This window comes from Actinoplanes subglobosus, assembly GCF_042650585.1.
Classification (GTDB): Bacteria; Actinomycetota; Actinomycetes; order Mycobacteriales; family Micromonosporaceae; genus Actinoplanes; species Actinoplanes subglobosus.
This window is the reverse complement of the sequence record NZ_JBHSBL010000015.1, coordinates 164,135-177,081: the sequence shown is the minus strand read 5'-3', so window position 1 is coordinate 177,081 and position 12,947 is coordinate 164,135. Positions and strand designations below refer to the sequence as shown.

11 protein-coding genes and 1 tRNA gene are annotated in these 12,947 nt (G+C 71.0%); 1 reads left to right on the top strand and 11 read right to left on the bottom strand.

Annotated features, from left to right (window positions below; all coding sequences use genetic code 11):
• The first annotated feature begins 34 nt into the window (after window positions 1-34).
• Entirely contained in the window at window positions 35-655 is a 621-nt protein-coding gene (lepB, locus tag ACFO0C_RS15505) for a signal peptidase I (protein ID WP_378067309.1), read from the top strand.
• Between the two features lie 2 nt (window positions 656-657).
• Here lepB and ACFO0C_RS15500 read toward each other — a convergent pair whose 3' ends face one another.
• The 11 genes from ACFO0C_RS15500 to ACFO0C_RS15450 all read right to left on the bottom strand — a co-directional run bounded on the left by ACFO0C_RS15500 (window position 658) and on the right by ACFO0C_RS15450 (window position 12,938).
• Window positions 658-1,464 (bottom strand): hypothetical protein, encoded by an 807-nt coding sequence (locus ACFO0C_RS15500; RefSeq protein ID WP_378067308.1) that lies wholly within the window; start codon window positions 1,462-1,464, stop codon window positions 658-660.
• Window positions 1,461-1,868 carry a hypothetical protein gene (locus ACFO0C_RS15495; RefSeq protein WP_378067307.1) on the bottom strand — a complete coding sequence of 136 codons (408 nt, stop codon included), beginning with the start codon at window positions 1,866-1,868 and terminating at the stop codon, window positions 1,461-1,463. Before ACFO0C_RS15495 ends, ACFO0C_RS15500 begins: the two co-directional genes overlap by 4 nt.
• Before the next feature lie 128 nt (window positions 1,869-1,996).
• Window positions 1,997-3,607: a DUF6114 domain-containing protein gene (locus ACFO0C_RS15490; RefSeq protein WP_378067306.1), complete on the bottom strand. Its 1,611-nt coding sequence runs from the start codon at window positions 3,605-3,607 to the stop codon at window positions 1,997-1,999.
• The gene (locus tag ACFO0C_RS15485) at window positions 3,598-4,203 is read right to left on the bottom strand and encodes a DUF6230 family protein (RefSeq protein WP_378067305.1); all 606 of its coding nucleotides are present in this window, start codon (window positions 4,201-4,203) and stop codon (window positions 3,598-3,600) included. The genes ACFO0C_RS15490 and ACFO0C_RS15485 overlap by 10 nt, the downstream gene beginning before the upstream one ends.
• A 7-nt stretch (window positions 4,204-4,210) precedes the next feature.
• On the bottom strand, window positions 4,211-5,026 hold the full coding sequence (locus ACFO0C_RS15480) for an oxygenase MpaB family protein (RefSeq protein WP_378067304.1): 816 nt from the start codon (window positions 5,024-5,026) through the stop codon (window positions 4,211-4,213).
• A gap of 90 nt (window positions 5,027-5,116) precedes the next feature.
• Window positions 5,117-6,331, bottom strand: coding sequence for a vWA domain-containing protein (locus ACFO0C_RS15475; RefSeq protein WP_378067303.1), 1,215 nt, complete (start codon window positions 6,329-6,331; stop codon window positions 5,117-5,119).
• Window positions 6,332-6,563: 232 nt separating this feature from the next.
• Complete coding sequence (locus ACFO0C_RS15470; protein WP_378067302.1) at window positions 6,564-7,742, bottom strand: AAA family ATPase; 1,179 nt, start codon at window positions 7,740-7,742, stop codon at window positions 6,564-6,566.
• Complete coding sequence (locus ACFO0C_RS15465; protein ID WP_378067301.1) at window positions 7,739-9,103, bottom strand: ankyrin repeat domain-containing protein; 1,365 nt, start codon at window positions 9,101-9,103, stop codon at window positions 7,739-7,741. The genes ACFO0C_RS15470 and ACFO0C_RS15465 overlap by 4 nt, the downstream gene beginning before the upstream one ends.
• A gap of 68 nt (window positions 9,104-9,171) precedes the next feature.
• On the bottom strand, window positions 9,172-10,941 hold the full coding sequence (locus tag ACFO0C_RS15460; protein WP_378067300.1) for an ankyrin repeat domain-containing protein: 1,770 nt from the start codon (window positions 10,939-10,941) through the stop codon (window positions 9,172-9,174).
• 31 nt (window positions 10,942-10,972) lie between these two features.
• Window positions 10,973-11,048: transfer RNA gene (locus tag ACFO0C_RS15455), tRNA-OTHER, on the bottom strand.
• A gap of 39 nt (window positions 11,049-11,087) precedes the next feature.
• Window positions 11,088-12,938 carry a hypothetical protein gene (locus ACFO0C_RS15450; RefSeq protein WP_378067299.1) on the bottom strand — a complete coding sequence of 617 codons (1,851 nt, stop codon included), beginning with the start codon at window positions 12,936-12,938 and terminating at the stop codon, window positions 11,088-11,090.
• Window positions 12,939-12,947: the final 9 nt, after the last annotated feature.

Sequence of the window (12,947 nt, the reverse complement as noted above, 5' to 3'; positions counted from 1 at the left end):
CAACCGGCCTTCCCGGCGGATACGATCCCTTTCGATGTACGGACGTCGCCTGCACATCGCCCGGAGCGCCGCACTCGCCGCCGGGCTGGTGATGCTGCTCGCCTCGACCGGCTGGTTCCTGCTCCGCTATCGCGTCTACGCGATCCCGACCGTCTCCATGGCTCCGCTGATCACCCCCGGTGACCGGGTCGTGGTGGACACCTGGTCCCAGGATGCCGCCAGCGGCGACGTGGTGCTGCTGGACGGCGAAAATCTGCTGCTCAAACGCGTCGCGGCAACCGGCGGCGAGACCATCACCTGCTGCGGCGATGCGTCGGCCATCACCACCGGTCAGGTCACGGTCGGCACGGGCACGACCCCCTTCACGGTACGGATACCCGCCGGCCGCCTTTTCGTCCTCGGCGACAACGCGGCCGCATCGCTGGACTCCCGGGCAGCCGCGGGTACCCCGTCCGCAGCCGACGGCGACGGGACTCTCCCCACCACCCAGGTCCGGGGCCGGGCCGTGGCCGTCATCTCCCCCGCCCACCAGCGGCTACTCCCGGACCGGGCAGCCGCCACCCTCACCCGGACCGGCATGGTCTTCGCCGCAGGACTCGTCCTCCTGCTCACCGCCGCCCTGCTGACCCTGCGATCGTCGCCGGCCGACGGATGACATCAACCGCGCTCGGCTGCGGCGAGAATCCGGCCGGCCCTGTCGAGCGCGGCCTGGTTCGTGGCCCGCACGTCGAGCAGGCCGGCGCGATTCTGTGCGACGACCTCCTCCTGGAGGGCCGTCTCGACCGCGAACATCGTGTCAGGCAGCCGGGTCCGCTGTTTGCAGAGAACGTCAGCCGTGGCCGTGGCGATCTCGACGGGAGTCGCGTCCGGGGTCTGTGTCCATCGGGGATCACTGTCGGCGGTCTCCGGGTCCGGGTAGGTGTACCCCGCGTCCCGCATGCAGCGGGACCAGCGGTCGTTGGCCTCGTGAACCCGGGCGTCGGTCTGCATCCGCGAGAAGGTCTGCAGTTGCAGGACCTGCGGGTCGACGCCGGACCCACCGACGGACAGCGCGCGTGACGCCTTGACCGCGCATCCGCCCTCACGGGTCCACGCGGCCACGGCCTCCGGGTCGGGTTCCTCGCCCACCACGGACGGGCGCTGCGGTCGCGCGGCCCGGTAGCCGCGGGCCCGGGCTTCGTCGAGTTCGAGCACGTAGTAGCGGCGCGCGTTGCGTGGCTCCGGCACAGCCTCGGCCGACGGCTCAGGCTTCGGCCAGCGCAGGCCGAGCCGAGCCAGGCACCGGCGCCCCAGAACGGTGTGCGCGCTGCTGATCAGCTGGATCTGCTCGTCGGTGAGGAGGTATTCGTCGAGCGGCAGGCGGATGTCGGACCCGGTCCGGATCACGGGCGTCGCCACCTCCGCCGGGGTGCAGCCGGCGGCGAGAAGCACGCCGGCCGCGGTGACGACGATCCTCCGGATCACTTCGCCCAGTCGAAGCGGTGCGAGCGGAAGGAATTGTCGAACGAACCGAGGCTCGGGTAGCGCCAGCTCATCCCGTTCTCCGCCCGGTCGAACGGCAGCAGGGTCATGCTGGCCCCGGTGTAGTTCTGTCCCGTGAACGCCCGGACATACATGCGGGGATGCAGGTTCTTGACACTGCTGGTGTTCTGGTCGACCAGGACGCGGGTGTTGACGAAGTAGGCGCCCATGTAGTTACTCAGGTCGCCCTGCCATTGGTCGAAGATCGGCCCCGAATAGTCCTCGTACATCCACTGGACGTACTCCTCGGTCTCCGGAATGCCGTCCTGCGAGTCGGCCAGGGCCGGACCGGCGGGCACCAGAAATGCGGCGGCGGCCGTGGCCACCGCGATGATTTTCCTCAGCATGATTGCTGATGTTCCCGGGAGACATCCGGCGAGGTGACCGTGACCTGCTTTTTCACCCGTTGAGTTCGTTCAGCGCTCGTCGACGTAATCGCATTTCGACACCGGCCTGGAGGGAGTGGCGGACCGGTTCAGGACCGGGAACCCGCCGAGCCGATGACGTCGGCCGACAGATCGCTGCCCCGGACCGTGCCGGCGCGGATGAACACCTGGCCGGCCTTCACGTCGTTCCCGGAGAACGCCGGGAGCCAGATGTTCAGCGGCAGCCAGGTGGGGATCAGGTCGGCGGTGATCTCCACCGGGAGCAGCGGGACGTCGAGATAGGGAACGGTGATGAGGCCCCCGAGACGGGTGGCGTAGATGTCGACGTCGTCGATGTCGAGGTCGATGCCGAGACGCAGGTCGGGGCCCGGGTCCTTGGTGAGGATCCGGTAGTTGTCGGCCTTCAGGTTGTCGGCGTGGAACACGAGCGCCTTGACCGTTCCGTCGACGGTGGGCATCTCCACGGTCCCCCGGAACGTGAACCCGGTCGCCATGAGCTTGTCCGCCATGACCTCAGGGACGTTCTCGCCGTATGTGGTGGAGGCGATCCGCCCCGGATCACTCATCCGAGGTGCCGCCGTCATGCCAGGCCCAACAGAAGCGGACGCGGACGCCGAGGCGGACGCGGACGCGCCAGGCCCGGGATCGCCGCTGCCTCCCGTGCCCGGCGATGCGGTCCCGGTGCCGCCGGTCGGGGTCCCGCTCGGTGACGGAGTCGGCGCGGGCGTCGCCGATGGGGACGGGCTCCCGGATGCCGGCGCGCCGGCCGACGGATTCGTGGAGGGATTCGGGCATGCCAGCCAGAGCCATTCCGGAATCCACCACGGACGCGTGGCGCCCGGCACAGGAACACAGGACAACGAGACCGCGGGAACCGCAGCCGCCTCTTGCACCGTGCCATTCACCTCCGCGGCCCGCGCATTCACCGGGCGGTACACCATGACCGACACGATCAACCCCGCACAGACCGCGACGAGCAGACTCGCCATCAGCTGACGCCATCGCGCCGGGCTCGACGCCAGCGCCCTGGCAGACGACTCCACACCCGGACTTGACCGCACACCTCGAGTTGACTGGGCATCTTGAGTTGATTGCACATCTTGAGTTGACTGCACATCTTGAGTTGACTGGACGTCTTGAGTTGACTGCACGTCTTGAGTTGACTGCACGTCTTGAGTTGACTGCACGTCTTGAGTCGACTGCACGTCTTGAGTCGACTGCACGTCTTGAGTCGACTGCACGTCTTGAGTCGACTCGTCGTGTGCAGTCGGCGGTTGCGCTGGGTCGTGCTCGGCGGACGGCTCCGCGGTGAAGGGACGCCAGCCGAACGCCATCGCTGCACCGACCAGGGCCAGCAACGCTCCGATGCCTCCGCCGCCCAGGTTCGTCGTCACCACGGAGACCAGGGCGCAGATCGAGGCCACCACCGCCACGAACGACCGCTGGGCGGGAGCGAACCAGAAGAACAGACCGGCCGCGATCAGAATCGAACCGATCGCCACTCCGGAGACGGCGGCCATCCCGACGTGGATCATGACGGGTAGCGGGGCCATCGGCAGCGTCAGAATCACCAGGCCGCCGAGGACGACCGACACCCCGCCCCAGAACGGACGGGTCCGGCGCCAGTGACGGAACGCCGCCCGGCCCGGAACCCGCTCGTCCAAGTCGGCGCTGAACTCGCGCAGACGGGTCAGAAGCATTCGTTCACGCCGGTCGTCACGGTCACCTCGAGGTCGCCGGCCAGTTCCAGAGTGCCGCCGTTCGCCGACCAGGCCGTGCTCTTCACGTCCTCCGTCCGGATCGTCCCGGCCTGCACCCCGAACCGGCCGGGCGGACCACTGACACCCTCCACCCGGTCCAGCGTGGAGGCGTCCCGGCCGGCCTCCACATCGGTGATCACGCCGTTGCCGCCGAGCAGCGCGTCCGCGTCGGCGACCACGTTGGTTCCGGTGATCGCCTCGGAGCGGCCGCCCAGCACCTTCAGCGAGATCTTTCCGACGACCGGTACGTCCACCACCGCGGAGGTGCACACGTCGCGCAGGGAGGCCTGACCGACGCCGGCGAGCATCACCGGATGGTGGGTGCCGTCGATGCTCTGCGCCGTGTCCAGATAGGCGGCGACGTCCGTACCCTCGACGGTTGCGGCTTTGACTTTGAACTGCTGGCCGGAGACGCCGAACGAGGCGGCGAGCGCGCCCTCGGCGATGCCGACGGTGACGCCGCCGAGCACGGCCAGCGAGGGGAGCAGGAGCCAGCAGGCCCGGCCCCAGGAGGTACGACCTTCGTCTGCTCTCATCGGTGAGCTATCTCCCGTCGGCGGTGAGGGGGTTGCGCCGCCGGGACAGGCGCCGGCGCAGGTCGTTGAGGTAGTAGTCCTTCACCAGGTCGCGCACCTTGCCGGGCAGTCGCGGGTAGACGAGCCTCGTCACGCCGAAGAAGCCGTCGAACGCTCGCTGCTGCCGCGGTGACCAGGTGTAGCCGAACTGCGCACGGATCGGTTCCGGCAACAATCCGACGGTGACCAGCCGGTTCAGCGGCTTGGCCGGGTGCATGACGAGCGGGATGTTCTTCGGGCGCATCAGCGCGGCCGCGATCTCCCGGCCCTCGTCACTGACCCGCAGGGTGTGGATCGTGCGGTCCCAGTAGGCGTCGAAGGTGGCCCGGTCGGCGGGCCAGGCGTCCTCGGGGCAGCCGATCGAGGTGGCGAGCACGCTGTACTGGCGGAAGCACTCGTCGAGCTCGGCGTCCGGCAGTGGGCCGAACACGCGCTGATAGATGAGGACGGCAGTGTCGTAGAGGGTGGCGTTGACCCAGACCTGCAGGTCGGGGTCGTCGGCGTAGTAGCCGGGGCCGGTCACCTTGCGGTGCATCGCGGTGACGGCCCGGCTGATCGCCCGGCCCTCCTCCACGGTGCCGAAGAGCACGCCGAACACGTAACTCATCGTGGTGCGCAGCCGGTCGAGGGGACGTTCGGCGAAGTCGCTGTGGTCGTGGACGCCCTGAGCGACGCCCGGGTGTGCGATCTGGAGCAGCGTGGCCCGGCCGCCCCCGGCGAGCAGGAGCCCTTCACGGGCCACGCGCCGGATGACCGCGCTGTCGTCGAAGAGACCTTCATCCATGTCAGGAAGGTAAACCACGATTAACTTCCTGTGAAGGGTGCGGTGCTCATCGCGCGATTCGCAGTATCTGAGCTGCGGCGTGGGATTAACTTATGTGCGACCTGTCCCCAGCTGGTCAAGTGGGATGGGCACCGTCTCGATCCACGACGGCGGGGCGTCGGGGCAGTCACCGACCAGGCCGGCGATCACCCGGACGTTGCCGGGACGGACCTCCGGCCACGGGGTGTAACCGTCGGTCAGGACGATGACGATGTGGGGGCGCTCCTGAGCGCGTAACGCCTGCTCGATGCCGACCCGCATGTCAGTTCCGCCGCCGCCGGCCAGAACGACATCACCCACGGTGTTGGCCTGGCGGACGGCGTGGACGTCGGCGTCGCAGGCCAGGACGGTGACCCGGTTACGGCCGATACCGACCGCGCGCAGCACCCCGGCCACCTCGCCGAGCACGGCCTTCAGCTCGCCGTCACCCATCGAACCCGACGTGTCGACGACCACGGCCACCCGCGGCATCGGGCGGCGCAGGCTCGGGAAGACCACACGGGGTACGGCCGTCCCGCGGCGCGATGGTCGCTGATAGGTGTAGTCGACCGCAGCGGAGGCCCACGACGCCGCCTCGCGGACCGCGCCGGTCAGGGCCCGTCGCCAGTCGACAGTCGGTTCCAGGATGTCGTCGGCCCAGCGGCGCCAGCCCTCCGGGATCCGGCCCCGCGACTTCGCGTGGGCGCGCATCTCGTTGGCGGTCTGCCGGCGGATCGCCGCGGCCTCGACCGCGCTGACCCGGGCGGCATCCGACGACTCCCACGGCATCTCGCGCCCGTGTGCCCCGGAACCACACTCCGGGTGATGTGGGGTCGGCGGGATGTGCGGCAGGTACTGCTCGAACATCTGGCCGTCGGGCAGGCCGAACATTGCCGGGCGCAACGCGTTCGACGGCAGCGACGAGATGTCGTCGTTGATCTCGCAGTCCTGCGCGATGTTGACCCGGTGATGGTCGTACCGCATCTCCGGCGCCACCAGCATGGCCCGGCCGTGGTGGTCGCGCAGCAGGTGGGCGACCTCGTGCACCCAGACGGCGGTGAGCTCGTGCACCGGGGTGGCGTCGACAAACGCCGGATTCACGTAGCAGCGCCAGTGCCGGTCGACGCCCATCGTCGGCACCTCGTGACTGGGCACCACGGTGAGGCTGTAGAGCGCCGACGCCAGGTAGGGCTGGGAGCCGGCCGCTTTCAGGCGCGCGGCCAGCAGTTTCGTCCGGTCCAAGGCGTGGGCGGCACTGACCCGCTTCGGCCGGGGTTGCGACGGCACCCCGGAACCCGACTGAGCCGGCGCCGGCCCAGTGCTCTGTACCGACGCCGGACCGACCGGCTGTGCCGACACCGGACCCACGGGCTGTGCCGACACCGGACGAACGGGCTGAGCCGACACCGGACCGACCGGCTGAGCCGACACCGGACCGACCGGCGGGGAGTGTGGCGTGGGCGGGGCCGGCTGGGCCGGGACGGGGGCGCTGGTCGGGGCCTGCCGAGGCAGCGCCGGGTCAGGAGCCACCGGACAGCAATCCGGACGCGGTGAGCACGCCGAGGAAGGCGTCGATCGAGGCCGGGACCGGCCAGGACGGCTCCCGCATCCGGGCCAGGTCGAACGCCGCCCGGGCCGCCACATCCGGCACGCCCGCGTCGACGGCCTTGGCCAGGACCGTCCAGCCGGCCTCCCAGCGCTCGCGGGTGACCTTCGCGTCGATGGCGGCCACGACCGCGGTGAGGAACGCCAGCTGGCGGTCACCACGCTCGGGAAGGGCGAACGCCGCCGGATTGGCGAGGACGCGCTCGGGATCGGGCAGGTCGAGCTCGTCGAGGTAGGTGGTCAGCTCCAGGCCGGGACCATCCCCGACGGCGCCGATGATCGCGCTGGCCAGCGCCTCCCGGCTGGTGCCGGCACAGAAGTGGAAGACAAGCAGGCGCAAGGCCATGTCCCAGGTCCGTGGAGAGGGCCACGCACCACCGCGGGCCTCCGCGTCGGCCGGCAGGTGGTGGGTCAGGCCGGGACGGGCCGTGAGGAAACCGGCGATCACGCCACGGGCCTTGGCCAGGGCGCTAGCGGCCCGGTCGGCGGCGATGACCGGCACGTCGATGCGCGGCCACACGCCGGTGAGGCCCCGGGCGACGACCCGCGGATCGTGCGTCCAGTGCAGGTGGACGAAGCGGTTGGCCAGCGGCGGGCTCAGGTGCCAGCCGTCGGCGGCCGAGGACGGCGGGTTCGCGGCAGCGACGATCCGGACCTCGTCGGGCAGGGTGAGGCTGCCGACCCGGCGCTCCAGGACGACCCGGAGCAGGGCGGCCTGCACCGCTGGCGGGGCGGACGACAACTCGTCGAAGAAGAGCAGGCCACGGCCGCGGCGGGCGAGCCGGACCGCCCAGTCGGGCGGGGCCATCGGGACGCCCTGGACGGCCGGGTCGTCGCCGACGATGGGCAGACCGGCGAAGTCGGACGGCTCGTGCACGCTGGCGATCACCGTCTCCAGCGGTATGTCGAGACCGTCGGCGAGCTGGGCCAGGGTCGCCGACTTGCCGATGCCGGGCTCACCCCAGAGCAGGACCGGCAGGTTCGCGGCGACGCACAGCGCGAGAGCGGCCGCCCGGTGGTCGGTGACCGGCTCGGTCCGAGTGACCCGGATCTGGCGCAGCAGCGTATCGGCGGCGTCGAGCCCGGCGGTCATGCTCTCTCCCTCAATTTGGCGATCACGGCCGTCCAGCCGTCGTCGGCGCCGTCCCGCTCGATGATGTCCAGCTGGCTCAGAATGCTCATGTACATCACCCGCATGCGGGGGTCGGCTCCGGCGTCGGCCAGGGCCATCGCCACGTCGGCCGGCCATCGGTGCCAGACCGCCTCGAAGAGCGGGGTCATCTCCAACCGGTCACGGGTGTTGACGTCGACGCCCGCGGCCAGCAGGCGGGGAAGCAGCCGGGTGTGGTCGAACGCGTTGAGCCGGTGCAGCAGGGTCCGGCCACGGTTGTCCCGGATGTCCGGGTCCATACCGGCATCCAGCAGCTCAAGCACGACCCGGGTGCCGCCGTGCCGCATGCGCAGCCACAGGTCACGGCGGTACGCGCGGACGCGTTTCGGTGGGCGGCTGTCCCCGCCACACCAAGCGAGCTCGGTGTTGAAACAGCCACCGGTGACTCCGCCGAACGCGCGCAGCGACCGCTCGCGGCGCCTCTCGGCATCGGTGTGGTCGGGCAGGCCGAGTCGGCCGTGGCCGAGAGTGATCGCATGCCAGCCGCCGCCGCAGCGGACCCGGACCCGCTCCTCGGTCGCAAACCCGGCCGGGACGATCGGCTCGGGCGGCTCGGGAACGGCGTCGGGGAAGAGCACCGCGCGGACCAGGGGATGAAGGGCGCCGGGACGGATCATGCCGCGCCGGACCAGCTCGGTGTCGATCAACGAACCGTCGACCAGCGAACCGTTGGCCGGCGAACTGTTGGCCGGCGAACCGTCGACCAGCGAACCGTCGACCAGCGAACCGTTGATCGGCGAACCGTCGACCAGCGAACCGTCGACCAGCGAACCGTTGATCGGCGAACCGTCGACCAGCGAACCGTCGACCAGCGAACCGTCGATCGGCGAGCGGTCGACCAGCGAGCCGGGCAGCCCGGCGGCATATCGGGCATCCCACATCGCGCGTGGCACGGCATGGTCGAAGGACCCGGCGGGCACCACCTCGATGATCAGCGGGTCACCCATCGGGCGGCGGGCCGGAACCCGGGCCACGAGCACCGGCGCCCCCGGAGTGATCGGTCGGCCGGTCTCCAGCAGGTATGTCCGGTCGGAGGCCAGCTCGGTCGACCCGCCGAGGGCACGTGGCAGATGCCAGCGCAGCAGGTCGGGGGCGAGGCCGGCGAGCAGGTCGGCGACCGGGGCGGGGTCGGTGATGTGCACGTCGACGAGGGCGGCCTCGCAGGCGGCCCGCCAGTCGCCGCGCTCACGGGCGGCGGTGGCCTCGGCGATCATCCAGCCGGGCACGGCGTAGCGGCGGATGCGGGCCCAGTCGGCCAGTGCCAGCGGATCGTAGCCGCTCATCGACGCCTCCCCCGTGCCGACTTCGCGGGGAGCATACGCGACCCCACCGACATTTCCGGCCACGATTTTCACGCCACGGTCCGCAGGTAGGCGATCATCGCGAGTACTTCGGGGGCACGCTCCTTCCGGCGGGTCTGATCCTGGAAGTCGATGCACTCCAGGATCGACATCGTGGTGAAGTTGTAGGACGGCCCACGCGGGTCGGCGCCCGCCTCGACCAGCGCGCGGACCAACCCGGCATCACCGCCGCGGGCGACGGCGGTGGCCAGCGGCGTGTGCCCCTCCCGGTCGGCGGCGTCGATCCGGGCGCCGGACCGCAGGAGCCGCGGCAACAGCAGAGCGTGGTCGAAATCGGCGAGCAGGTGCAGCAGCGTACGCCCGCGGCTGTCCCGGATCTCCGGGTCCATCCCGCGGTCGAGCAGGTCGGCGACCACCTGGGTACCGCCGTGGGTCATCCGCTGCCACAGGTCGTCGCGGGCGGCGCGCAGGGCTCGCGGCAGCCACCCGCGAGGCTCGGTCCATGCCTGCCCGACCGCGAAGCAGCCGGCCGACACGCCACCGAAGGCCCGCATGGACCGCTCCCGCTGGACCTCGGTCTCGGTGTGATGAGGCAGCTCCAGGCGGCCATGGCGGAGGCGGACCTCATGCCAGAGGCCCCCACAGCGGACCCGGACCGGTACTGCCGCAGCCACTACGAGGGCCGACTGCGTGCGCCCGCCCGATCCGGAAGCCACCTGCCGGCCCTCATCCGGCCCGGAAGCCAACTGCCCGCGCTCAGCCGATCCGGAAGTCGTCTGCCTGCGGTCGGCCGGCCCGGAGACCGCCTGCCTACGGCCGGCCGATGCGGAGACCGGGTGCGCGCGCTCGGCCGGGAACAGGGCGGACCGAACGAGCGGATGCAGATCGGCGGGAGTCAGCAACCCGTGCCAGACCAGCTCCAGATCCGCCGGGAAACGCAGCAGCCCAGGGTGCAGTCGTGGCAGTGATCGGACCGGGACCGGCTCCCGCGGATAGCGGGACGTCACGGCGGTGGCGGTGATGGTCGTGTCGCCGACGTCGATGCGGACGGCTCGCGTGCGGTCATACCACAACGCCCAGGACGCCTGCCCATACTGCCGGGCGACCCGGCGGGCCTCGGTCGCGAGCCGCAGAGGGTCGATGGTCGCCGCGACCGCGCGGAAACGACCGGGCCGCCAGCTGTCGTCCTCGAACCATCCGTGCTGAGAGAGGCCGGCAGCCGTCCACGACTCGTCCGAACCCGGCGCCAGCACGAGCCGCTCGGCGAGCGCGGGCCGGTCGTCACCGCCGCCGAGCTCGGCGCGGGCGAGCGCGACGCCGTCGGCGGTGAACAACGGAACCCGGGCGGCCGAGCCGCCGATTGCGAACCGCAGCTCAGCCGCGCGGCGGGCATTCCAGTGGTAGGGCGCGAGCCGGATCAGGGACGACGTGTTCGCCCGGTCGGACCATCGGACGGCGTCGAGCGTGAGCCTCTGCGACCCGAGCACCGAATCAGGCGACCGCAGCACGAGCACAATGGTCTCGGCGTCGACCGGACCGTCCGGCGCCAGCACATACTCCACACCGGTCGCGAAAGTGGTGTAACCACCGCGTGCCCGCGGCAGATGCCACCGCACCAGGTCGGGCGCGAACCCGACGAGCATGTCCTCGACGTCGGGCTGCGGTCGCCGTGGGTCGAAACGGACATCGATCTGGCCGGCGGCGCACGCGAGACGCCAATCGCCGGCGGCCCGTGCCGCGGCACAGGCTTCGATCATTTCCTCCGGTACGCCGAACCGCCTGATCCGCCGATGCAGAGCGAGCGCGTCGCTGCCGCCCACACTGCCTCCCGAGCCCGCCGATGGGTGTAGGTGGCGACACCGGCCGGATTCGAACCGGCGTCCTCCTGCTCGAGGTCAAGGCGCGTCGACCACTGCGCTACGGTGTCGCCGCGCCGGAGCTTACGGGCACCCTCCGACACTTTCCGTCAGAGCGCGTGTTTCCGCAGGTAGGCGACGGCCGCCTCGAAGTCGGGGGCGAGGTCCTCGTGATAGTCGAGGATCTCCTCGAAGTGCTCGAGCACCGACATCCCGCCCTGGTTGGGCAGGTGCGGGTCGGCGCCGGCGTCGGAGAGCGCGACGATCAGGCCGGCCGGCCAGCGGTGCACCACGGCGAGGTAGAGCGGGGTGCTGCCCTCCTTGTCGCGGGCGTTGACGTCGAGGCCGTCGGCGAGAAGACGCGGCAGCAGACGCGGATGGTCGAAAGAGCGGACCCGGTGCATGAGGGTACGGCCACGGCTGTCGCGCAACTGCGGGTTCATCCCGGCGTCGAGGAGTTCGAAGACCGTCCGGGTACCGCCGTGGATCATCCGTTGCCACAGGTCCTCGCGGTGGGCGCGCATGCGGCGCGGCAGTCGGCCGGGTGCGCCGTGCCACGACTGCTCGACGGCGAAGCAGCCGGTGACCGACCCGCCGAACGCGCTGAGCGCACGTTCCCGCTGGCGCTCGCTCTCGGTGTGCGAGAGCAGCTCGAGCCGCCCGAGCCGGACACCGATCCGATGCCAGTCACCACGACACCGCACGCGAACAGGCTCGACCGGTAAGGCAAGCACGGCAGAGCCACCCGGCCAGGCGAGAGCGACAAAATCGTCCGGTGAGAGAAGCCCGGCAGCACCGACCGGTGAAGCAGGCGCGGCAAGACCGTCCGGCGAGGCGAGAGCGGGCGGCACGGCAAGAGCAACGGGCGAGGCAGACGCGGCGGAACCGTCCGGCGAGACGAAGGCCGACGGCACGGCAAGAGCAACGGGCGAGGCAGACGCGGCGGAACCGTCCGGCGAGACGAAGGCCGACGGCACGGCAAGAGCAACGGGCGAGGCAGACGCGCCGGGACCGTCCAGCGAGACGAAGGCCGACGGCACGGCAAGGGCGGCGGGTGAGGCCGCGACGGGTTCCGCGTCCGGGAACAGTGCCGCACGGACCAGCGGATGCACCTCGCCCGGGGTGAGCCGCCCGGTCCGGACGAGATCGAGGTCGACCTGGTAGCGAACCAGCTCCGGGGAGATCCGTGGCAGGCCACCGTGGGTGGCCCGCCACGCCACCCGGATGGCATCGCCGTCGAGGTCCAGCCGCAGATGCCGGCCGTGGTCGAACCAGAGCGTCCACGTGCCGAGACCGAACTGCCGTGCGAGCAGCCGCACGTCATACGCCAGCCGCACGGTGTCGACACTGCGCAGGTCCGCCCAGTCCGCCGGCGGCACGACGTCGACGACGAACCCGGCCGCGAACGGTGGTTCTGCGGCGTCGGCGAACCCGGCGCCCGCCCCGGCGGGGGACGCCGGGCCACCGACGGCGGCGCGCAGGTCACCGGCATACCGCACGTCCCACAGGTAGGCGGGCACCGGCACCACCTGGTTGACCTGAAGATCACCCCAGGGGACGGCCTCAAGGGTGAGGCGCTGGGACCCATACACCGACAGCGGCGCGTCCACGGCGAGTACGACGGTGTCCGCCCCGATGACCGTGTCGCCGGGAACCAGGACATATCGCACACCGACCGCAAGGGTGGTGTCGCCACCGAGAGCGCGCGGCAGATGCCACCGCAGCAGGTCGGGCGCGAGGTGCACGACGAGGTCGCCGACGTTGTCGCTCAGGTTTTCGTTCAGGTTGTCGTTCAGGTTGCCGCTCAGGTTGTCACGGACGTCGATCCGCCCGGCCGCACAGGCGGCCCGCCAGTCGCCGCGCGAGCGGGCCTCGGCGCACTCGGCGATCATCCGCTCGGGCACGGCGTAGCGGCGCACTCGCTGCCACTCGGCGAGCGAGAGTGGATCATGACCGCTCACCGCGCCCCC